This window comes from Demequina subtropica, assembly GCF_000971235.1.
Lineage (GTDB): Bacteria > Actinomycetota > Actinomycetes > Actinomycetales > Demequinaceae > Demequina > Demequina subtropica.
In genome coordinates this window covers 194,794-215,716 of record NZ_BBMB01000003.1, presented here as the reverse complement: position 1 = coordinate 215,716, position 20,923 = coordinate 194,794, and the positions used below count along the sequence as shown (strand labels likewise).

Genomic DNA, 20,923 nt, shown 5'->3' with positions numbered 1-20,923 from the left:
GAACGACCTACGTGCCGTAGTCGGGGTCGACGTCCTCGGGCGGGTGCCCCACCACGTGCGCGACGTGCTCCGTGACCACATCGCGCACGAGCGCCGGGAGGTCGCCCGGGTCGGCGCGCTGCTCGAGCGGGCGCCGGTAGATCACCACGCGTGTGGGCTGGCCCAGGTCCGCGGGGAACAGGCGTCCCAGCGGCACGCCGTCCTCCCACGGGGTCGGGTCCGACGGCGGCACGTCCTCGGTGCCGAACTCGATGCGTCCCCACTGGTCGCCCCAGCGGGGCTCGAGGCGGTCCACGGCATCGGCCACGAGCTCGTCGAAGCGCTCGGCCCGCGTGCGATGCCCGGGTGCGCCGAAGGGGAGGAGCGGCCTGCGCAGGCCGCGGCCGTGACGATCGCGCCGGGACATACGGTGAGGCTACCGCGCGCCCCGTGCCCCGCATCGTCCCGCCTCGCCCGCGTGCGGCGGCCCCGGCGTGGCAGCGGCGCACGCGCGCGGCGCGGGGGTACCGTCCAAGACGTGATCGCCACCCGTCAGTGCTCGCGTTCGTCGTGCGCCCGCCCCGCCGCGGCCACCCTGACCTACGTCTACGCGGACTCGACCGTGGTGGTCGGCCAGCTCTCCGCGGCCGCGGAGCCCCACAGCTACGACCTGTGCGCGCATCACGCCGACCGCTTCACCGCGCCCCGCGGCTGGGACGTGGTGCACATCCAGAGCGAGTTCGTGGAGCCCGAGCCGTCGAGCGACGACCTCGAGGCGCTCGCGCGCGCCGTGCGCGAGGCGGGCCGGCCGCGGCCGGCCCCCGCCTTCACGCCTCCCGCGCCCGTGGCCTCCGAGCCGCGCCGCGGACACCTGCGCGTCATCACCAACGACGCATAAAGGGATAAACAAGGCTTCGCTAAGGACAGGGCTCGCGACGTCCCGCTACCCTGACCCCGTGACGACCGCACCTGACCTGTCCCAGCTCATCAAGTCGTACGACGTCCGAGGCATCGTGGGGGAGACCCTCACGCTCGAGATCGCCACCGCGATCGGCGCCGCGTTCGCCGACGCGATCGTGCTGCCCGACGGCGAGACCACCGTGGCGATCGGTCACGACATGCGCGACAGCGGGCCCGGGCTCGCGTACGCCGTCGCCACGGGCCTCACCGCGCGGGGCGTCGACGTCGTGCGCATCGGCCTGTGCTCGACCGACGGGCTCTACCACGCGTCCGGCGCGCTCGACATCCCGGGCGTCATGATCACCGCAAGCCACAACCCGGCCGCCTACAACGGCATGAAGCTGTGCCGCAGCCGCGCCCGCGCCGTGGGAGAGAACTCGGGTCTTGCGGACGTGCGCGCCCTCGCGTCGCGGTACCTGGTCGAGCCGCCCGCGGCCGCGGAGACGCCCGGCACGGAGACGATGCGCGACATGGTGGGCGAGTACGGCGCCTTCCTTCGCGGCCTGGTGCCGCTCGACGGCATCCGCCCGCTCAAGGTCGTGGTCGACGCCGCGAACGCGATGGCCGGCTACACGGTGCCGGCGGTGCTCGGCACGGCCAAGGGGCTCCCCGAGCTGCCGCTCGAGATCATCCCGCTCTACTTCGAGCTCGACGGCACGTTCCCGAACCACGAGGCGAACCCGCTCGACTCGTCGACGCTCGTGGACCTCCAGGCGGCGGTCAAGGAGCACGGTGCGGACATCGGGCTCGCCTTCGACGGCGACGCCGACCGCTGCTTCGTCATCGACGAGCGCGGCGAGGTGGTCACCCCCTCCGCCATCACGTGCCTGGTGGGCCTGCGCGAGACCGCGCGCGAGCTCGCGGCGGACCCCGACGCGCAGCCGACCGTGATCCACAACCTCATCTCCTCCCGTGCCGTCCGCGAGCAGCTCGCCGCGGCGGGTGCGACCCCGGTGCGCTCGCGTGTGGGACACAGCTTCATCAAGGCGGAGATGGCGCGCCTCAACGCGGTGTTCGGCGGCGAGCACTCGGGCCACTTCTACTTCCGCGACTTCTTCTACGCGGACTCCGGGATGATCGCGGCGATGCACGTGCTCGCGGCGCTGGGCTCGCAGGACGGCCCGCTGTCCGCGATGATCGCGCAGCACGAGCCCTACGTCGCGTCGGGCGAGATCAACTCCACGGTCGACTCGGTGCCCGACGCCCTCGCGCGTGTCAAGGCGGCGTTCGTCACCGAGGACGTCTACTCGGACGACTTCGACGGCCTCACGGTCGAGCACTGGCCCGCCCCGGGCGAGGGCGAGCGCTGGTGGTTCAACGTGCGCCCGTCGAACACCGAGCCCCTGCTCCGCCTCAACTCGGAGGCCGACGGCGCCGCGCTCATGGAGCGCAAGCGCGACGAGGTCCTCGCCGTCATCAGGGAGGCCTGAGTGTCCACCGAGGGCGGCACCAAGGCCGTCGTCGCGGCGCTCAGCGCCAACCTGGGCATCGGCGTCACCAAGTTCGCCGCGTGGGGCCTCACGGGTGCATCGTCCATGCTCGCGGAGGCCATCCACTCGGTGGCGGACTCCGGCAACCAGCTGCTGCTCCTCCTGGGGGCGCGCAAGGCGCGCCAGGAGGCCACTCCCGAGCACCCGTTCGGGTACGCCCGGTACCGCTACTTCTACGCGTTCATCGTCGCGGTCGTGCTGTTCACGCTCGGCGGCCTGTTCGCGCTGTACGAGGCGTGGCACAAGTGGCAGCACCCCGAGGCGATCGAGTCGTGGCAGTGGGTGCCGGTGGTGGTGCTGCTGGTCGCGATGGCGCTCGAGGGCATGTCCTTCCGCACCGCGATCGTCGAGTCCAACAAGATCCGCGGCAACGTGGGCTGGGGCAAGTTCATCAAGCGCTCGCGCTCGCCCGAGCTGCCGGTGATCCTGCTCGAGGACTTCGGCGCGCTCATCGGCCTGGTGTTCGCCTTCTTCGGCGTCTCGATGACGCTGGTGACCGACGACGGCCGGTGGGACGCGTTCGGCACCGCGATGATCGGCGTGCTGCTCGTGTGCATCGCGACCGTGCTCGCGCGCGAGACCCGCGAGATGCTGCTGGGCGAGTCGGCGACCGAGGAGGACCTCGCGAGGATCCGCGCCGCGCTCGCCGAGGGCGGCTATCCCGACGTCATCCACCTGCGCACGTCGCACCTGGGGCCCGAGGACATCCTCGTCGCGGTCAAGGTCGGCGCCGGCGCCGAGGAGACGCTCGAGACCATCGCGGCACGCACCAACACGGCCGAGTCGCTCATCCGCGAGGCCGTCCCCGCGGTGCGCCTCATCTTCATCGAGCCTGATATCCGGCACGATGCTGTCACCGGCGAGGGCGAGGCTCCCTCGCGCTGAGCCGAGGGGGCCGTCATGCACACGCTCGAGCTGCTGGGGGCGACGCTCGTCCTCACGGCGATCCTGTTCCGGCGGCCCCTGCTGGGCGCCCTGTTCGCCCAGCTCCGCGCGAGCCGCACGCCCGAGCCGACCGTGATGCGGCCGTGGGCCATGCGTGCCTTCGCCCTTGCCCCGGGCGAGGTCCCCACGCAGACCTGGCGCGCATCGTGCTCGGGGACCCAGGCGTGGGCGGCGGTCACGAGCGACGGGCGGTTCGTGGTCGGGACCGAGGCAGGGGAGAACCTCGTGAGGCTCGAGCGCGCCGACGTGGCCGGGGGGGCGCTGGAGGCCGCGTCGAGCGCGGACCACGCGGGGATGGTGGAGCTGACGATCGTGCCCGCGCAGGGTCCCGTCGTCGTCGTCGCCCTCGAGAGCAAGGCGGCCAAGGAGCTGCGGAAGTGGGCGTCCCGAGCCTAGGAGGGCCGGTACGGAGGCACCGCGCCCGACCCGTCCGGGACGCTCGGTCCTCGAGCTCAGTCGACGTCGGGGATCCCGTAGGGCAACGCCGTGAGCCTCGCCGCATCTCTCGCGGCGCGCGACATGCGGGCGGCCTCGACGGCGTGCTCGCGGTCGCGGCGCGCCACCAGCACCGCCGCGAGGAAGTCCTCGGGGTGCGTGCCCGCGGGCGGCAGGGGGGCGACGTGCGTCGCGAAGCGCGTCGACAGCTGGGTGCCGATGCGTGCGCGCGACGGGGCGTGCATCGTCCCCGCGCGGCCCAGGAACATGCGCGCGGTGAGCGCGAGGCCGTCGGGAAGGCGCGTGATGTCCGCGGTGAGGGCCCACGCGGCGAGCGCGGGCGGCATCGTGAGCGGCGGGAGGGCCCGTCGCGCCCCGCGGGTGCGCATCGCGTACGTGCCCGCGAGGTAGTCGCCGATGCGCTTGCCGCGCGAGCCGAGCGCGGACACGGTCACCGCGAGCATCCCGAGCGTCATGTAGACCTCGAACACCCCGACCAGGGCGCGCGCGGCGGCATGGCGGACGCTCACGGGGCCGCCGTCGTCGCGCACGATGCGCAGGCCCACCGCCCAGCGCCCGAGCGAGCGGCCGCGCGTGAGGGTCTCGACCAGGATCGGCGCGATCACGAGCACCGCGACCATCACCAGGATGGAGAGCGCGCGCGCCCATGCGTCGTTCACCCCGGCCAGCACGTTCTCGAGCATCGCGTAGGCGGCCACCAGGACCAGCACGGAGACGGTCAGGTCGATGAGGCCGGACAGCATGCGCAGCGGGACCGACGCGGCGCCCGAGTCGAGCACCACGCCCTCGCCGATGAGGATCGTGTCCTCGTCCGTCATGCGTCCTCCCTGGCCCAGGCCTCGTGTGGCATCGTAGCCGCGTGGACATCGACTCCTTCGGCGCCGTGCGCGAGGCGCGCTGGGCGAGGCTCAAGCAGCTGAGCGGCGCGCGGCGGCTCACGGGCGCCGAGGCGGACGAGCTCACGCGCCTGTACCAGGCGACGGCCGGCGACCTCGCGGCGGTGCGCTCGGCCGCGCCCGAGCCCTCCGTGGTCTCGCGGCTGTCGGTGCTGCTCGCGAGCGCGCGCGTGTGGCTCACGGGCGCGCACACGATGTCGACGGGGGACGCGGTCCGGTACCTCACCGTCACCCTGCCGGCGGCGCTGTACCGCGTGCGGTGGTGGAGCGTCGGCGTGACGCTCGCGGTGGTGGGCCTCGCGTTCCTGTCGGGCTGGTGGACGCTGACCCACCCCGAGGCGCTCGACCTGGTGGGGACGCCCGAGGCGCGCGCGGCGCTTGCCGAGGAGCAGTTCGCGAGCTACTACACCGAGTACGACTCGACGTCCTTCTCGGCCTTGGTCTGGACCAACAACGCCTGGCTCGCGGCCCAGTGCATCGCGTTCGGCATCACCGGCGTGTTCCCCCTGTACCTGCTGTACAACACGGTGCTCCAGCTGGGCGTCGCGGGCGCGGTGATGGCCGAGGCAGGTGCGCTCGAAGTCTTCTTCCAGCTCATCGCGCCGCACGGGCTGCTCGAGCTGTCCGCGGTGTTCGTCGCGGCGGGCACGGGGCTCCGCCTGTGCTGGACGATGCTCGTGCCGGGCCCGCGCCCGAGGGTCCGCGCGCTCGCGGAGGAGGGCCGCGCGGCGATCGCCGTGACGCTCGGCCTGGTGATCGCGCTGTTCGCGTCGGGCCTGATCGAGGGCTACGTCACGGGCTCCGCGATGCCGTGGTGGCTCAAGGTGACCATCGGCGTCATCGCGTTCGTGGCGTTCTGGCTCTACATCTTCGTCGCGGGCCGGGCGGCGACGCTCGCGGGCTCGCGTGGCGACTCCGAGGGCGACTTCGCGACCGACCAGGTCGCGCTCGCCGGCTGACCGCCTCCCTGCCTGACAGTGACAACGGAGCTGGTCCCGATCTGTCGGTGTGTCGGGCGGCATCGCGCCGCTCTCCCCGGCGTGTCGCCGCGAGATCCGTTGGCGCTGTCCGGGCGGGAGGGCGAGGCTAGAGCCGGCCCGCCGCCTTGAGCGCCAGGTACCGGTCGCACACCGCGGGAGCCAGATCGTCGGGCAGCGCGAGCACCACCTCGGCCCCGAGCTGGCGCAGGCGCGTCGCGACAGCCTCGCGCTCGAGCAGGGCCCGCGCCGCTGCGCCCGCACCGTACGCCGCATCGGTGTCGCCCCGCGCGGCGAGCATCGAGCCCAGCTCGGGGTCCTCGACCGAGCCCACGAGCACCTGATGGTGGCGCTGGAGCGCGCCGACCGCCTCGATCAGCCCGGAGTCGAGCGCCGAGGTCTCGACCGTCGTCAGCAGCACCACCAGCGAGCGCTGGGACACGCGTGACCCGACCAGGCGCACCATCGCGGGCCAGTCGGGCTCGAGCAGCGAGGCCTCGACGGGCGCGAGGGCGTCCGCCAGTTCGGTCATGAAGGCGGGCCCGGACGATGCGGCGCGCGCCTGCTCGGAGCGGTCGAACGCCGTGGCCTGGACGCGGTCCCCGGCGCGCGATGCGAGCGCGGCGAGCAGCAGCGAGGCCTCGATCGAGGCGTCGAGGCGCGGCGCGTCGCCCACGCGCGCGGCGGACAGCCGCGCGCAGTCGAGCACCACCACCACGCGGCGGTCGCGCTCGGGACGGTACGTCCGCACCACCACCTCGCCGCGGCGCGCGGTGCCTCGCCAGTCGATCGCTCGCACATCGTCCCCGATGACGTAGTCGCGCAGCGAGTCGAACTCGGAGCCCGCGCCCTTGAGCTGCACCGCGGTGCGGCCGTCGATCTCGCGCAGGCGCCTCAGGCGCGACGGCAGGTGGCGTCGCGAGGCGAACTCGGGCAGCACCCGCAGGCGCGCAGGGGCGTCGAGCGAGCGCTGACGGCCGGCCAGGCGCAGCGGGCCGTCGGTGCGGATGGTGACGGCGCCCGCATGCCGGTCGCCGCGACGCGTGGGGGTGAGCTGTGTCCGGAAGGTCACCGTCTCGCCGCGCGCGAGCGAGAAGCGGTGTCGCGTCTCGTCGGCGCCCGCGGAGGGCTGCCACGCGTCGCGGACCGCGCCGCGCACGCGCCGCCGCCCCACGTTCGCCACGAGCAGCGAGGACCGCGTCGACTGCGTGAGCCGCACCGAGCCAGGGACGTCGCGGCGCACGCCCACCGACGAGGTCGGCGGCGCCATCCAGGTATCGAGCAGCGCGAGCGCGAGCACGCCCGCCACCCACCAGAACGCCACCTCGCGCGACTGCGTCACCGCCGCCGGGATCGCCCCGAGCGCGGTGAGCGCGACCGTCCAGCCGGTGAGGTGCATGTCAGCGAGGCACCGGCACCGTCGCGAGCACGGACGTCAGCACGGTGGTGGCGGTGACGCCCTCGAGCTCCGCCTCCGCGCGTACGCGCATGCGATGCGCGAGCGTCCAGCCGGCGAGCGCCTTCACATCGTCCGGGGACACGTACGTGCGGCCGCGCATCCAGGCCCACGCGCGCGCGGTCTGCATGAGCGCGGTCGCGCCGCGCGGGGAGACGCCGAGCGACACCGAGGGAGCCTCGCGGGTGGCCCGGCACACGTCCACGATGTACGCGACCACGTCGTCCGCGATCTCGACCTTCGCGACCTCCGCACGCGCGCGCTCGAGGTCGGCGATGCTCGCGACCGCGCCCACGCCGGCGGCCGCGAGGTCGCGCGGGTCGAAGCCCGCGGCGTGACGGCGCAGCACCGTGGCCTCGTCCTCGCGGCCGGGGAGCGCGACCGGGAGCTTGAGCATGAAGCGGTCGAGCTGCGCCTCGGGCAGCGGGTAGGTGCCCTCGTACTCGACCGGGTTCTGGGTCGCGATCACCAGGAAGGGGTCGGGAAGCGGCCGTGCCTCGCCGTCGACGGTGACCTGACGCTCCTCCATCGCCTCGAGCAGCGCGGACTGCGTCTTGGGGGGCGTGCGGTTGATCTCGTCAGCGAGCAGGAGGTTGGTGAAGATCGGCCCCTCGCGGAAGGAGAACGCCGCGGTGCGTGCGTCGTAGACCAGCGAGCCCGTGACATCGCCCGGCATGAGGTCGGGCGTGAACTGCACGCGCTTGGTGTCGACCTCGAGGGACGCGGCGAGCGCGCGCACCAGCAGGGTCTTCGCGACGCCGGGCACGCCCTCGAGCAGCACGTGCCCGCGGCACAGGAGCGCGATCACCAGCCCGGTGACGATCTGGTCCTGGCCCACGACGGCCTTGCCCACCTCGGTGCGCAGAAGGCCCAGGGCGCCGCGAGCCTCGGCGCCCGCGTCGGCCTCGGCATCGGACGATGCGGGCGCGGGCGCGGGCGCGGGCGCGGGCGCGGGCGCGAGCTCTGGCTGGGGCGCCGCGCTCGGGTCGGGCATGGCCTCGGAGGGAGGGGTGTCGGTCACGGTCGGTGAACCTCGCTTTCCAGTGCGTCGAGCTCGGACATCAGGGTGAGGAGCGCCGCGTCGTCCGCGGGCGGGGGTCCGTAGAGCAGCCGGTCGACGTCCTGCGCGGGGCGCCCGGACGCGCGTGCGATCGCGGCGACCAGGGTCTCGCGCGCCTCCGAGCGGGGCACGCCGATGCGGCGGCCCATGCGCATCGCGGCCGCGGCGCGTAGCGAGGCCGCGGCACGCCCCGTGGCACGTGCCTTGCGGTACAGCCGGGCGCGGCCGCGCGTCGCCTCGGAGGCGCGCACCACCACGGGCAGCGGCTCCGCGACGAGCGCGCCGAAGCGGCGCGCCTTCCACACGGCGGCCACGAGCACCGTGAGCGCGAGGGCGTACAAGGCGGTGCCGGTGCCCGGCGGGAGGAAGTCGGGGACAGGCTCGAACTCGCCGGGCGTCTCGCCGGTCGGCCGCGATCCGTCGGCGCCCCACGTGAGCAGGCTCGAGTCGAAGCCGTCCGCCACGTACCAGAGCACCTCGGGTTGGCGCCCGAGCGCACGGAGCGCGAGAGCCGCGTGGCCGAGCTCGTCGAGCTGGTCGTTCGTCACGAGCGTGGAGGAGGCGATGACCGTGACGGTGCGGCCGCCGACCTCGGCGCGCCCGAAGCCCGCGGTCCCGCCGTGCAGGAAGCACAGCTCGACGCCGTCGCCGGTGGCGGCCAGGCCCTCGTCCGCCACGCGCACGGTTCCCGCGGCGAGCGCATCCGGGTCGGAGCAGCCGGCCTCGACGGTCCGCGGGATCGCGATGAGCTCGTCCGTCGCGGGGACCCCGAGCGCGGCGAGCGACTCGTCGGAGGCGCCCAGCAGCACCACGTCGCCGGGGTATTCCGCGAGCGACTCGAGCTGGCGCGCGCCCAGCAGGTACGGCGTGGCGATCACCACCGTGGTCGCCGCGGGATCCGCGATGCGGGCCTGCGCCAGACGGTCGACCTGCCGCACGTCCACGCCGTGGTCCCGCAGGATCTGCGCGACGGCGCGCGTGCCCGTCGACCGCGAGTTCTCGGTCGACAGGGGGACGACGTCCCCGCCGCGCGAGCCGAGCAGCATGAGCGCGACGATGGCGGCGAGCAGGGCGACGGCGACGATGCCGAGCCGGCTGCGCCGGGCGCGCGCCGCGAGGCCGGGACCCGCCGGCGCGACCACCAGGTCGGCGGGGGTCGTCACGGCGCCGGCTCCATCGCCGTCAACCGCGGACGCGCGTGCAGACAGGCCGCGAGCGTCTCGCTCACGTGCGTGTACGTCTCCTCGGAGGCCTCGACATGCCCGTAGCGGATGCCGTCGAAGGCGTCCGCGTCGCGCTGGAGCCGGGGCGCGAGCGCGGGCAGCGCGCGCGAGGCCTCCGCCGCGGCCTCGGCGGCGGTCAGGCCCGCCGTGAGCGACACGACGTCGCGCTGCGCGAGGTGCGCGATGAGGGCGCGGTACAGGTCGAGCGTCGCGGGACCCCAGTCGCGGGCACGGGCGGCCTCGCGCGCAGCCTCCTCGAGCTGTGCCGCGTCGCGCGCGTCGTCGAACAGGCCCTCGCCCGTGCGGCGTGCGCGCGAGCGCCGCATCGGCCCGACCACGAGCCACACCACCAGCGCCACCACCGCGAGGGCGATCGCCGCCGCGACGATCGTGCCCGTCGCGCCCGTGGCACCGCCGATCCCGTTGCCGATGCCGTCGATGAGCTCGCCCAGCCAGCGCATGAACGAGTCGAGCCACGAGGAGCCGCCCTCCTGGTACTCGCCCTTCGCGAGCTCGTCGGCCGCCCAGCGGCGGGCCGTCTCCGCGTCGGGACCGAGCGGCGGGGCGTCGAGGCTCACGCGCGCCGCGCCTCCGCGGCCTCCGCGAGCGTGAGGTCGAAGCCCTCGTGGCGGATGCGCAGGTCGACCAGCAGGAGCGCGAAGAGCGAGCCCAGGTAGGAGTACGTGAGCACGTACGAGACCACGAGCGACACGACCATCGTGAGCACGAACGCGATGCCGAGCACCACCGCGCTGTCGGGCGCGGCGAAGGTGAGCGCCAGGGACGCGAAGTTGCCCACCTGCCCGATGACCATTGACACGACGAAGATCAGCACGCTCGCGACGAGCAGCACGAGCACGGACCACCAGTACCGACCCTTGAGCAGGCGCATGGCGCGCGCGATCGCCTTGCCCGCGCTGCGCTGCTCGAGCACCACCACGGGACGCGCGACGCCGCCGATCAGCATGACCGTCACCGCGACGGCGATGTACACGAGCACCACGATGATCACGGCGAGGATCGCGGCGCCGACCGAGTCCAGCGATCCCACGAGGGCGGCGACCAGGAAGCCGAGCAGCAGCGCGACCACGGAGGCGAGGAACGCGTACAGGTAGAGCAGCAGCAGGGAGCCGATGCGCGGGCGCACGGCCTTCCAGGCGTCGCCCAGGGTGATCCGCTCGCCGAGGATCCCGCGCGCGACGGCCGGCGCGACGATCGCGCTCGCGAGCACATCGGCCAGCAGCATCATGACGCCCGCGGCGATGAGCAGCGCGACCGTGTCCGAGCCGAGCGTGGTCCCGCCCGTCCCGCCGACGTCGAAGAAGAGCATCGAGGCGTCCTCGAACGCGAACCACGCGGCGAGCGTGAGCAGCGCGGTCGCGCCGAGCGTGAACAGCAGCGGTCCGCCGACGACCACGCCGCGGTTGAAGCGCATCGCGCGGAAGGGCAGGCCGAGCAGGTCCCCGAAGCCCAGCGGGCGCAGGGGCATGAACCCCGGCTGCCACGAGGCCGAGGTGGGCACGCGGCCCGGTGCGGCCATCGGCGGCGGCATCGCGGGGGACGAGGCGGGCGCGGGCCAGGACGATGCGCCGGCAGCCGGCGCGGCGGGCGCGCCGGGAGCGTGCCACGGCTGCGCAGTGGGCGCCGGCCACGACGTCGGTGCGGCCGTCGGGGGAGCGGGTGCGGCGCTCGGCTCCTGACCAGGAGCGATGGGGTTCGGAGCAGCCCAGGCGGCCTCGTCGTCCCGGTCGTCCACGGTGCTCCCTCCCTCGCGTTCCGCCCATCCTGCCACGTGGTGCAGGGGCCTCGGGGGAGCGCTCGGCATAATGGGTGCATGACGGCGAAGATCCTGGTGGTCGACGACGACCCCGCGGTGTCCGAGATGCTTGGAATCGTCCTGCGCGGCGACGGCTTCGAGACGGTGTTCTGCGATCACGGTGACGAGGCGGTGGCCGCGTTCCGTGCGACCAACCCCGACGTGATCCTGCTCGACCTCATGCTGCCCGGCACGAGCGGCATCGACATCTGCCGCGAGATCCGCGCCGAGTCCGGCGTGCCGATCATCATGCTCACCGCGAAGTCGGAGACGGTCGACGTGGTGCTGGGCCTCGAGTCGGGCGCCGACGACTACGTCCCCAAGCCGTTCAAGCCGCGCGAGCTCATCGCACGGGTGCGCGCACGCCTGCGCCGCAACGACAACGCGACCCCCGCCGTGGTGCGCGTCGCGGACCTCGAGATCGACGTCACGGGCCATCGCGTCACGCGCGGGGGCGAGCTCATCCCGCTCACGCCTCTCGAGTTCGACGTGCTCGTCACGCTCGCGCGCAGCCCGGGTCAGGTCTTCACGCGCGAGGTGCTGCTCGAGGACGTGTGGGGCTACCGGCACGCGGCGGACACGCGCCTGGTCAACGTGCACATCCAGCGCCTGCGCGCCAAGGTCGAGCGCGACCCGGAGAACCCGGAGATCATCGTCACCGTGCGCGGCGTCGGCTACAAGGCCGGTGGCGTCGGGTCGTGAGGCTCACCCCTCGCTCCCTGTGGGCGAACCTCGCGAAGGGTCCCCGACGGGTCTGGCGCAGGTTCCGCGGCTCGCTCCTGCTGCGCGTGGTCGCATCGACCACCGTGGTCGGGCTCGGCGCGGTCATCGTCATCGGCGCCATGGTGAGCACGCAGATCCGCGACGGGCTGGTCGAGACGCGCGTCGACAGGATCCTCGACGAGTCCGCGCGCGACGCCGCCTCGGCGCAGGAGCAGGTCGACACGTCCACCGCGGAGACCCCGGGCGACCTGCAGCAGCTCGCGATCGACCTGGTCGACGGGCTGGGCGCGCTCGGCGGCAGCTCGCGCGGCCTGGTGCTGCTCCGCGACCCGTCGAACTCGTCCGGTGTGCTGCTCTCCACCCCCGTGACCGACGCGAGCCTCGTCGACGTCATCAGCCCGGAGATGCGTGAGGCGGTGCAGTCCGGGCAGGCGCAGTCGTGGCAGCACATCGCGCTTCCCGACACCGGCGACCCGGGCGTGGTGGTCGGCGTGCCCTTCACCATCAGGGTTGCGGGCGAGTACGAGCTCTACTTCGTCTACTCCCTCGCGGACGAGGCCTCGACGCTGGGGCTGATCCAGCGCGTGCTCGCGGTCGGCGGCATCGCGCTCCTCGCGCTCCTCGCGGTGCTCACGGTCCAGGTGTCGCGCCAGACCGTGCGACCGGTGCGCCAGGCCGCGCGCGTCGCGTCGAGGCTCGCCGAGGGCATCCTCTCCGAGCGCATGACCGTGCGCGGGCAGGACGAGATGGCGACGCTCGCGCGCACCTTCAACGAGATGGCGGAGTCGCTCCAGCGCCAGATCACGCGCATGGAGGAGCTGTCCCGTCTCCAGCGACGGTTCGTGTCCGACGTCTCGCACGAGCTGCGGACGCCGCTCACCACGATCCGCATGGCGGCCGACGTGCTGCACGATGCCCGCGCGGGCTTCCCGCCCGAGGTCGCGCGCTCGGCAGAGCTGCTCGACACGCAGATCGACCGCTTCGAGTCGCTGCTGTCCGACCTGCTCGAGATCTCGCGCATCGACGCGGGCGCCGCGCAGCTCGAGTTCGACGAGATGTCGGTCGCCGATGTGGTGCGCGACCAGGTGGAGGCGATGGTCCCGGCGGCGCGCAGCCTGGGCGTCGAGCTCCAGCTGTGGGTCGCGAAGGGCAGCCACGTCGCCTCGATCGACCGCCCGCGCGTCGCGCGCATCGTCCGCAACCTGCTGTCGAACGCGATCGAGCACGCGCAGCGCAGGCCCGTCGACATCGTGGTCGCGTCCTCGAAGCGCTCGGTCGCCGTGGTGGTCCGCGACTACGGCATCGGCCTCACCCCGCAGCAGGCGCAGCGCGTGTTCGACCGCTTCTGGCGGGCGGACGCCGCGCGCGCCCGCACCATGGGCGGCACCGGGCTGGGGCTGTCGATCGCGCGGGAGGACGCGCAGCTGCACGGCGGCCGCCTCGAGGCGTGGGGCCTGCCGGGCAAGGGCGCGAGCTTCCGTCTCCAGCTGCCGCGCACGGCGCAGGGGCTCGGCCAGCACCCCCCGCTGCCCCTCGTCATCGCGGAGCTGGACTACAGCGCGGTCGCGCAGCGCGTGCCGCTCGAGTCGGATCGCAAGGAGGTCGCGCCATGAGGCTGAGGTTCGCCGCGGTATGCGCGGCCGCGGCTCTCGCGCTCGGTGCGTGCGCCGTGATCCCCACCACGGGAGCGGTCAACGAGGGCTCGGGCGAGGTCGAGGGTGCGGAGCCGCTCGTGCCGTTCGCGGAGGGCCCTCAGATGGACGACAGCGTCAACGCGATCGTCTCGGGCTTCATCGAGGCGACCGCGGCGGGCTTCGCCTCCGACTTCACGGTGGCGCGCGAGTACCTCACGGTGCCGGCGCGCGCCGACTGGGACCCTCTCGCGCAGGTCACGGTCTTCGACTCGGGCGCGCTCACCCAGGACTACGACGAGGCCACGGGCATGGTGACCTACTCGGTCCCGGTCGCGGCGCGGCTGGACGATGCGGGGCGCATGGTCGAGGCCCAGGCGGGCACCCAGGCGCAGCTCGAGTTCCAGGTCGAGCGGTCGGTCGCGAACCAGTGGCGCATCGGCGGCCTCGACAACGGCTCGCTGGTGGCGGAGGCGACCTTCAACCAGGTGTTCCTGCCCGTCACGCTCGTGTTCGCCTCGATCGACGGCACCACCGTGGTGCCCGAGCAGCGCTGGCTGCCGCAGGCGAACATCGCGACCTGGGCCGCGAGCGAGCTCGTCGCCGGGCCGTCGCCGTGGCTCGCGAACGCGGTGACCACCGGCTTCCCGGCGGGCTCGGCGCTCGCGGTGGACTCCGTGGTGGTGACGGACGGCGTGGCCAAGGTGCAGCTCGCGGCGCAGTCGGCGGGGACGGCCGAGCAGCGCGCGCTCGCGGAGCAGCAGCTGCGCCTCACCCTCACGGCGCTGCCCGGCGTCCGCGAGGTCGACGTCACGGTCGGCGGGGTCCCGCTGACGACGGACCCTCAGGACACGCTCTCGCGCGAGCCCGTCCCCGCGAGCGTCGCGGCGCTCTTCATCGACGGCCGGCTCGGGCTGTGGGACGGCGAGGAGGTGCGCGTGGTGCCCGACGCGGTGGGCGCGCTGCCCGAGGGGGCGAACAACCTCGCGACGTCGTACGACGGCACGCGCACGGCCTTCCGGGTCGGCTCGAGCAGCATCGTCGGCTCGGACGCGCTCGCCGGCGGCATCGACTCGCTCGTCGCCCCGGCCGATGCGGGCGAGCCCCAGGGCACCATGGAGGTCACGACTCTCGTCGAGGGAGCCTCGCTGGTGCCGCCCGGCTTCGACCGCTACGGCTTCGTGTGGACCGCGGAGACGAACGAGCCGGAGTCCGTCATCGCCGTCTCCGCCGACGGCGTCGAGACGGATCTCGATGCGCGCTGGCTCGCGGGGCGCACCGTCGAGCAGGTGGTGCCGTCGCGCGACGGCGCGCGCCTGGTGGTCGTGTCGCGATCGGGCGCGCAGACCGTGGTCGAGGTCGCCGAGGTGGTGCGCTCCGACGCGGGCGAGCCGCTCAGCGTCGGCGAGCCGATGCAGGTGGGCGCCAACATCGGCACGGTCACGGATGCCATCTGGGTGGACGACCTCTCGATCGCGCTGCTCGGCGCGGCCGAGGGCTCCGACTCGGTGCCGCTGTGGATCGTGTCCGTCGGGGGCCGCACCACCGAGGACCTGGCCGTCGCGGACGCGGTCGCGATCTCGGCGCGGCATGGGGACCGCTCGATCACCCTCGTCGCGGCGGACGGGACGGTGCGGGAGCGCGCCGGCACCGCCTGGTCGACCATCGCCAGCGGGATCGACGACCTCGCGTACGCGGGCTGAGCCGACGCCCGCGCCCCGCGGGGCGATGTCCCCGGGCCGCGGTGGCCCTCGCCTCGTCCATGCGCGGCGCGCGCGGGTGAGCGCGCGCCCGCATCGCGGCCCAGGGTGCTCCCATGAACGATCGCCCTCGCGGCCCGGGAGCGCTGCTCGCGCGGCTGGTGGTGCCCGTGGAGTGCCCGGGCTGCCGCGCGCCCGACGTGCGGTGGTGCGAAGCGTGCGAGGCGCCCTGGTGGGAGCCTCCGCTGCGGTGCGAGTCGGGGGCGCCGCGGCTGTCCGCGGTGGAGCCGCCGCTCGCGGTGTGGTCGATCGCGCCCCTCGACGGCGCCGCCCACGGGGCCATCGCGGCGTGGAAGGACAGCGGCCGGCGCGACCTCGTGGCCCTGCTGGCGCCGGCGATGGAGCGGGCCGCGCATGCGCTCGCGCCCGCGCTCGGGGCCGCGATCCCCGCGGTGGCGGTGGTGCCGTGCCCCGCGCGCGCGGCGCACACGCGCCGACGCGGGGTCGACGTGCCGACGGTCCTGGCGCGCGCGGCGGCTGCAGGGCTCGCGCGTGGCGGGCTGACGGCGGGCGTGCGTCCCGCGCTGGTGCCCGCGCGGGGCTCCTCGCGGGGCGCTGGCGACCGGGGGCGGTGGCGGGCGGGTCCCCCTCGCGCCACGCGCGCGGCATGGCGCGACCCACGCCCCGTGGCGGCGCTGCTCGTCGACGATGTGCTCACCACCGGCGCGACGCTCGCGCGCGCGATGCAGGCGCTGGAGGGCTCGCCGCTCGTCCCGATCGGGGCGCTCGTGCTCGCATCCGCCGAGGGTCCGGGGCAAGGACCCGTAGTCCGTCGCGCATGACCGCGCGGGGGTCTATGGTGGGAGGTCCAGGACGACGAAGAACGTCGGACACCTTCATGGCGAGGAGGTGATGCCCCGGGCGCGACAGGCGCCGACCCCTTGCCCCGAGCCCGTGCGCGGGCTTCAGCGACAGTGAAGGAGTTTTCGTCATGGACATCGCCATCGTGGGACGCCACACCAAGGTCTCCGAGGACATGCGGCAGAAGATCTTCGAGAAGATGGAGAAGGTCGAGTCCCTCGCCCCGCGCGCGACGCGGGCTGACGTACATGTGGTCCATGAGAGGAATCCCAAGCAGGCCAACGACCGCGAGCGCGTCGAGATCACGGTGCGCGGCCGCGGCGTGGTGCGTGCCGAGGCGACGGCGGAGGACCGCTACGTCGCCCTCGACGGCGCGATGCAGAAGCTCACGGAGCAGCTGCGCAAGCTCCATGAGCGCAAGGCGCACCGTCACCAGGGCAAGGCCGGGCTCCACACGGTGCCCGCGCCGATCGACGAGCTGCCGGCGGTCGACGGGGACCGCGCGACCAGCGCCGAGGCCTGGGAGGGAGCGCCGGAGGGCTCGCACCGCGAGATCCCGATCGACGGCACCCCGATCATCATCCGATCCAAGACCCACGCCGCCGCGCCGATGAGCATCGCCGATGCCGTCGACCAGATGGAGCTCGTGGGACACGACTTCTTCCTCTTCCACGACCTCGACTCCGGGCTCGCGTCCGCCGTCTACCGCCGCCGCGGCTGGACGTACGGCGTGATCCACCTCGAGCAGAGCGAGAGCGAGACGCAGGCGCGCGAGACCGCCTGACCTGTCGCACGGCGGGGCTGCGCCCGGGTATATCTCCACCGAGGTAGATTCCCGGAGTGCAGCCCCGCCATTTCGCGTCCGTGGTCACCGCGGCCACGCTGTGGGGGTTCGGCGGGGTGCTCGGCACGATGCTGTCGCGGCACTCCGACCTGGGCTCGATGTCGATCGCGATGTGGCGCATGCTCGTCGCGGGCGCCGCCCTGCTGCTCTACCTCGCGGTCCGGCGCGCGCTGCGCCCGCTGCCGGGACCCGCGTGGCGCCGGGCGCTGCTCACGGGCGCGCTCACCGCGCTGTTCGAGGCGTGCTTCTTCAGCGCGATCCCGTACTCGTCGGTCGGGCTCGCGACGCTCATCGGCATCGGCTCGGCGCCGGTGTGCGTCGCGCTGTGGGACTGGGCGCACGGACGTCAGCGGCCCTCGGCCGCCACGCTCGGCGCGCTGGTGCTCGCCCTCGGAGGGCTCGCGCTGCTGCTCGGCGGCTCCCTCGACGCCGGCGGGGGCGGGCCGCTCGGGCCGCTGCTCGCGCTGGGGGCCGGCGCATCGTTCGCCGCGATCAGCGTGGTCAACCGCACGCCGGTCGACGGGCTCGGCCCGGTGGAGCACACCGCCGTCGCGTTCACGTGGGGAGGCCTGCTGCTCGTGCCCGCGGCCGCGCTCGCGGGCATCGCCGGACCTGCCACGCTCGGCGGCGTCGGCGCGCCCTCGGACGCCTACGGCTGGGCGCTCACGCTCGGCATGGGCGTGGTGGTGACCGCGCTCGCGTACGTCCTCTACCTCGGCGGGCTCCGCACGGTGCCGCCGTTCGTCGCGACCATCGTGTCCCTGCTCGAGCCGCTCGTCGCCGCGATCCTCGCCGCGTTCGTCTTCGGCGAGCGCCTCGGATGGGCCGGCATCGGCGGTGGCGCGGCGCTCGCCGCCGCGATCGTCCTGTTGCGCCCTCAGCGAGACGAGCCGGAGAGCATCCACTGACCGCCTACGATGGTCGGGGACTTACCAGGATTCGCGAGGAGTGCGACGTGGCATTGATGGACCGCATCATCCGTATGGGCGAGGGGCGCGAGCTCCGCCGGCTCGAGAAGGTGGTGACCCTGACCAACGCCCTCGAGGAGTCGTACGAGGCGATGTCGGACGACGAGCTGCGGGAGCTCACGGTCGAGTTCAAGGAGCGTCACGCCGGCGGCGAGTCGCTCGACGACCTGATGCCGGAGGCGTTCGCGGCGGTGCGCGAGGCGGCCCGCCGCACGCTGGGCATGCGCCACTTCGACGTGCAGCTCATGGGCGGCGGCGCGCTCCACCACGGCAACATCGCGGAGATGAAGACCGGTGAGGGCAAGACCCTCGTCGCGACGCTGCCCGCCTACCTCAACGCGCTCGAGGGCAAGGGCGTGCACATCGTCACGGTCAACGACTACCTCGCGAGCTACCAGTCCGACCTCATGGGGCGCGTGTTCCGCTTCCTCGGCATGAGCACCGGATGCATCGTCTCGGGCCAGTCTCCCGAGGTGCGCCGCCGACAGTACGAGGCCGACATCACGTACGGCACCAACAACGAGTTCGGCTTCGACCACCTGCGTGACAACATGGCGCTGCAGCCGTCGCAGCTGGTCCAGCGCGGCTACCACTACGCGATCGTCGACGAGGTCGACTCGATCCTCATCGACGAGGCGCGCACGCCGCTCATCGTCTCGGGCCCCGCGTCGGGCGACAACAACCGCTGGTACGTCGAGTTCGCGCGGCTCGCCAGCACCCTCGAGGTCGACGTCGACTACGAGGTCGAGGAGAAGAAGCGCGCGGTCGGCATCCTCGAGCCGGGCATCGACAAGATCGAGAAGGCGCTCGGGATCGAGAACCTCTACGACCCCGCGAACACGCCGCTCATCGGCTTCCTCAACAACGCGATCAAGGCCAAGGAGCTGTTCCGCAAGGACCGCGACTACGTGGTCCAGGGCGGCGAGGTCGACATCGTCGACGAGCACACGGGCCGCCTGCTCAAGGGCCGCCGCTACTCGGAGGGCCTCCACCAGGCCATCGAGGCCAAGGAGCGCGTGCCGATCAAGGCGGAGAACCAGACGTACGCGTCGATCACGCTGCAGAACTACTTCCGCCTCTACGGCAAGCTCGCGGGCATGACGGGTACCGCGCAGACCGAGGCCGCGGAGCTGCACTCGACGTACGGCATGGGCGTCATCCCGATCCCGACCAACCGCCCGATGATCCGTCAGGACCAGGCGGACCTGCTCTACAAGAACGAGCAGGCGAAGTTCACCGCCGTCATCGACGACATCCTCGAGCGCCACGACAAGGGCCAGCCGGTGCTGGTCGGCACCGTGTCGGTCGAGAAGTCGGAGTCGCTCTCGGCCGAGCTGCGCAAGCGTGGCATCGAGCACACGGTGCTCAACGCCAAGCAGCACGAGAAGGAGGCCGCGATCGTCGCGGAGGCGGGCCGCAAGGGCGCCGTCACCGTCGCGACGAACATGGCGGGCCGCGGTACCGACATCATGCTCGGCGGCAACCCGGAGTTCCGGGCCGTCGCGACGATGCAGGAGCGCGGGCTCGACCCGAAGGAGAGCCCCGAGGAGTACGAGGCGGTCTGGAAGGACGTCTTCGCGCAGGCGAAGGCCGATGTCGAGACCGAGCGGGACGAGGTCCTCGCGGCCGGCGGCCTCTACGTGCTGGGCACGGAGCGCCACGAGTCGCGCCGCATCGACAACCAGCTGCGCGGCCGCTCGGGCCGTCAGGGCGACCCGGGCGAGAGCCGGTTCTACCTGTCCCTCGAGGACGACCTCATGCGCATGTTCCAGTCGGGGCTGGCCGCGACGGTCATGAACTCCTCGGCGCTGCCCGACGACATGCCGATCGAGTCGAAGGTGCTCACGCGCGGCGTGCAGAGCGCGCAGGCGCAGATCGAGGGCCGCAACCACGAGATCCGCAAGAACATCCTCAAGTACGACGACGTCCTCAACTCGCAGCGTCACATCATCTTCGCCGAGCGCCGTCGCGTGCTCGACGGCGAGGACCTCCACGAGCAGATCCAGAGCTTCATCAAGGACGTCGTGACCGCGTACGTGCGCTCCGCGACGCTGGTCGGCTCGCCCGACGACTGGGACCTCGAGGCGCTGTGGAAGGACCTCCGCTCGGTCTACCCGGTGTCGATCGCCATCGACGAGGTGATCGACGAGGCCGGCGACCTGTCCGGGCTCACCACGGCTTTCCTCGAGCGCGAGCTCGTGGCCGATGCGCGCCTCCAGTACGAGTTCGTCGAGCACAAGCTGGGCGAGGACGTCCTGCGCCAGGTCGAGCGCCAGGTGCTGCTCCAGGTCATGGACTTCAAGTGGCGCGAGCACCTCTACGAGATGGACTACCTCAAGGAGGGCATCGGCCTGCGCGCGATGGGTCAGCGCGACCCGCTCATCGAGTACCAGCGCGAGGGCTTCCAGCTCTTCGAGGCCATGTCCGACGCGATCAAGGAGCAGGCCGTCTCGATCCTCTACCGGGTCGAGAAGAAGGAGGCCCCGGCGCAGCAGGCTCCCGTGACGGCCGCCTCGGCGGCCGCGACCGCGCAGGAGGCCGCGAAGGCGGGTGCCGCCGCCCCCGCGCAGGCGCTGCCCGGCGGCGGCGCGGCGACGGCGGCGGGCCCCGCGGGCCAGCGCATCGTCGCCCGACCTGCCACGGGCTCCGTGGGCGGGCCCGTGCAGGCGAGCATGGGCGCGCTGACGTTCTCCGGCCCGTCGCAGGACGGCTCGGGCCAGGCGACCGCGACCAAGCCTGCCGAGGGCGCCAAGCCGTGGGACGACGGCCGCACGTTCGCCGGCGCCGGCAAGAACTCCCCGTGCCCGTGCGGCTCGGGCCGCAAGTACAAGATGTGCCACGGCAAGAACGAGGAGGAGACGGAGCTCTGACTCCGCGCCACCCCTGACGCCGGGCGAGGGCGGCCACCTGCGGGTGGCCGCCCTCGTCGCGTTCCCGG

20 protein-coding genes are annotated in these 20,923 nt (G+C 73.4%); 13 read left to right on the top strand and 7 right to left on the bottom strand.

Annotation, left to right across the window (positions count from 1 at the left end; translation table 11 throughout):
• Positions 1-7: 7 nt before the first annotated feature.
• Complete coding sequence (locus AOM06_RS03435) at positions 8-406, bottom strand: metallopeptidase family protein (RefSeq protein WP_062302787.1); 399 nt, start codon at positions 404-406, stop codon at positions 8-10.
• Positions 407-517: 111 nt separating this feature from the next.
• On the opposite strand from AOM06_RS03435, the gene AOM06_RS03430 reads away from it, so the two are divergent.
• The 4 genes from AOM06_RS03430 to AOM06_RS03415 are packed head-to-tail and all read left to right on the top strand — an operon-like array spanning position 518 to position 3,770.
• A complete protein-coding gene (locus AOM06_RS03430; RefSeq protein WP_062302784.1) occupies positions 518-877 on the top strand; it encodes a DUF3499 domain-containing protein in 360 nt (119 codons plus the stop codon).
• A 58-nt stretch (positions 878-935) separates the two neighbouring features.
• A complete protein-coding gene (locus AOM06_RS03425; RefSeq protein ID WP_062302781.1) occupies positions 936-2,369 on the top strand; it encodes a phosphomannomutase/phosphoglucomutase in 1,434 nt (477 codons plus the stop codon).
• Complete coding sequence (locus tag AOM06_RS03420) at positions 2,370-3,314, top strand: cation diffusion facilitator family transporter (RefSeq protein WP_062302779.1); 945 nt, start codon at positions 2,370-2,372, stop codon at positions 3,312-3,314.
• 15 nt (positions 3,315-3,329) lie between these two features.
• The gene (locus AOM06_RS03415) at positions 3,330-3,770 is read left to right on the top strand and encodes a hypothetical protein (protein ID WP_062302775.1); all 441 of its coding nucleotides are present in this window, start codon (positions 3,330-3,332) and stop codon (positions 3,768-3,770) included.
• Positions 3,771-3,826: 56 nt separating this feature from the next.
• On the opposite strand, the gene AOM06_RS03410 is transcribed toward AOM06_RS03415, so the two are convergent.
• Positions 3,827-4,648: an RDD family protein gene (locus tag AOM06_RS03410; protein ID WP_062302772.1), complete on the bottom strand. Its 822-nt coding sequence runs from the start codon at positions 4,646-4,648 to the stop codon at positions 3,827-3,829.
• Positions 4,649-4,689: 41 nt separating this feature from the next.
• Here AOM06_RS03410 and AOM06_RS03405 point away from each other — a divergent pair, with 41 nt between their 5' ends.
• Positions 4,690-5,685, top strand: a complete 996-nt coding sequence (locus tag AOM06_RS03405) for a stage II sporulation protein M (RefSeq protein ID WP_062302768.1) — start codon at positions 4,690-4,692, stop codon at positions 5,683-5,685.
• Between the two features lie 127 nt (positions 5,686-5,812).
• Here AOM06_RS03405 and AOM06_RS03400 read toward each other — a convergent pair whose 3' ends face one another.
• Genes AOM06_RS03400 through AOM06_RS03380 form a run of 5 tightly spaced genes read right to left on the bottom strand, consistent with a single transcriptional unit; the run spans position 5,813 to position 10,931 of the window.
• Entirely contained in the window at positions 5,813-7,102 is a 1,290-nt protein-coding gene (locus AOM06_RS03400; RefSeq protein WP_062302764.1) for a DUF58 domain-containing protein, read from the bottom strand.
• 1 nt (position 7,103) lies between these two features.
• Positions 7,104-8,153 (bottom strand): AAA family ATPase, encoded by a 1,050-nt coding sequence (locus AOM06_RS03395; RefSeq protein ID WP_062302916.1) that lies wholly within the window; start codon positions 8,151-8,153, stop codon positions 7,104-7,106.
• A gap of 23 nt (positions 8,154-8,176) precedes the next feature.
• A complete protein-coding gene (locus AOM06_RS03390; protein ID WP_062302762.1) occupies positions 8,177-9,382 on the bottom strand; it encodes a DUF4350 domain-containing protein in 1,206 nt (401 codons plus the stop codon).
• Complete coding sequence (locus AOM06_RS03385; protein ID WP_062302761.1) at positions 9,379-10,020, bottom strand: DUF4129 domain-containing protein; 642 nt, start codon at positions 10,018-10,020, stop codon at positions 9,379-9,381. The genes AOM06_RS03390 and AOM06_RS03385 overlap by 4 nt, the downstream gene beginning before the upstream one ends.
• Positions 10,017-10,931, bottom strand: coding sequence for a DUF8558 domain-containing protein (locus tag AOM06_RS03380; RefSeq protein WP_062302760.1), 915 nt, complete (start codon positions 10,929-10,931; stop codon positions 10,017-10,019). The genes AOM06_RS03385 and AOM06_RS03380 overlap by 4 nt, the downstream gene beginning before the upstream one ends.
• Here AOM06_RS03380 and AOM06_RS03375 point away from each other — a divergent pair.
• The 8 genes from AOM06_RS03375 to secA all read left to right on the top strand — a co-directional run bounded on the left by AOM06_RS03375 (position 10,930) and on the right by secA (position 20,855).
• Positions 10,930-11,142 carry a hypothetical protein gene (locus AOM06_RS03375; RefSeq protein ID WP_062302759.1) on the top strand — a complete coding sequence of 71 codons (213 nt, stop codon included), beginning with the start codon at positions 10,930-10,932 and terminating at the stop codon, positions 11,140-11,142. The two genes, AOM06_RS03380 and AOM06_RS03375, sit on opposite strands and share 2 nt — an antisense overlap.
• A gap of 134 nt (positions 11,143-11,276) precedes the next feature.
• A complete protein-coding gene (gene mtrA / locus AOM06_RS03370) occupies positions 11,277-11,960 on the top strand; it encodes an MtrAB system response regulator MtrA (RefSeq protein WP_062302758.1) in 684 nt (227 codons plus the stop codon).
• Positions 11,957-13,594, top strand: coding sequence for an MtrAB system histidine kinase MtrB (mtrB, locus tag AOM06_RS03365; RefSeq protein ID WP_062302756.1), 1,638 nt, complete (start codon positions 11,957-11,959; stop codon positions 13,592-13,594). Before mtrA ends, mtrB begins: the two co-directional genes overlap by 4 nt.
• Complete coding sequence (locus AOM06_RS03360; RefSeq protein WP_062302753.1) at positions 13,591-15,315, top strand: LpqB family beta-propeller domain-containing protein; 1,725 nt, start codon at positions 13,591-13,593, stop codon at positions 15,313-15,315. The genes mtrB and AOM06_RS03360 overlap by 4 nt, the downstream gene beginning before the upstream one ends.
• 113 nt (positions 15,316-15,428) lie before the next feature.
• The gene (locus AOM06_RS03355; protein WP_062302750.1) at positions 15,429-16,154 is read left to right on the top strand and encodes a ComF family protein; all 726 of its coding nucleotides are present in this window, start codon (positions 15,429-15,431) and stop codon (positions 16,152-16,154) included.
• A gap of 149 nt (positions 16,155-16,303) precedes the next feature.
• On the top strand, positions 16,304-16,957 hold the full coding sequence (gene hpf / locus AOM06_RS03350; RefSeq protein WP_062302746.1) for a ribosome hibernation-promoting factor, HPF/YfiA family: 654 nt from the start codon (positions 16,304-16,306) through the stop codon (positions 16,955-16,957).
• 56 nt (positions 16,958-17,013) lie between these two features.
• The gene (locus tag AOM06_RS03345; RefSeq protein ID WP_082105265.1) at positions 17,014-17,925 is read left to right on the top strand and encodes a DMT family transporter; all 912 of its coding nucleotides are present in this window, start codon (positions 17,014-17,016) and stop codon (positions 17,923-17,925) included.
• 56 nt (positions 17,926-17,981) lie between these two features.
• Positions 17,982-20,855, top strand: coding sequence for a preprotein translocase subunit SecA (gene secA / locus AOM06_RS03340; protein ID WP_062302740.1), 2,874 nt, complete (start codon positions 17,982-17,984; stop codon positions 20,853-20,855).
• The last annotated feature ends 68 nt before the right edge of the window (positions 20,856-20,923 follow it).

Coding starts and splice junctions, on each gene's coding strand:
- AOM06_RS03435 (WP_062302787.1), bottom strand. CDS start 406: ATGTCCCGGCGCGATCGTCACGGCCGCGGCCTGCGCAGGCCGCTCCTC.
- hpf (WP_062302746.1), top strand. CDS start 16,304: ATGGACATCGCCATCGTGGGACGCCACACCAAGGTCTCCGAGGACATG.
- AOM06_RS03360 (WP_062302753.1), top strand. CDS start 13,591: ATGAGGCTGAGGTTCGCCGCGGTATGCGCGGCCGCGGCTCTCGCGCTC.
- secA (WP_062302740.1), top strand. CDS start 17,982: ATGGACCGCATCATCCGTATGGGCGAGGGGCGCGAGCTCCGCCGGCTC.
- AOM06_RS03415 (WP_062302775.1), top strand. CDS start 3,330: ATGCACACGCTCGAGCTGCTGGGGGCGACGCTCGTCCTCACGGCGATC.
- AOM06_RS03400 (WP_062302764.1), bottom strand. CDS start 7,102: ATGCACCTCACCGGCTGGACGGTCGCGCTCACCGCGCTCGGGGCGATC.
- AOM06_RS03410 (WP_062302772.1), bottom strand. CDS start 4,648: ATGACGGACGAGGACACGATCCTCATCGGCGAGGGCGTGGTGCTCGAC.
- AOM06_RS03380 (WP_062302760.1), bottom strand. CDS start 10,931: ATGCCCCTGCGCCCGCTGGGCTTCGGGGACCTGCTCGGCCTGCCCTTC.
- AOM06_RS03355 (WP_062302750.1), top strand. CDS start 15,429: ATGAACGATCGCCCTCGCGGCCCGGGAGCGCTGCTCGCGCGGCTGGTG.
- AOM06_RS03375 (WP_062302759.1), top strand. CDS start 10,930: ATGAACCCCGGCTGCCACGAGGCCGAGGTGGGCACGCGGCCCGGTGCG.
- mtrA (WP_062302758.1), top strand. CDS start 11,277: ATGACGGCGAAGATCCTGGTGGTCGACGACGACCCCGCGGTGTCCGAG.
- AOM06_RS03395 (WP_062302916.1), bottom strand. CDS start 8,153: ATGCCCGACCCGAGCGCGGCGCCCCAGCCAGAGCTCGCGCCCGCGCCC.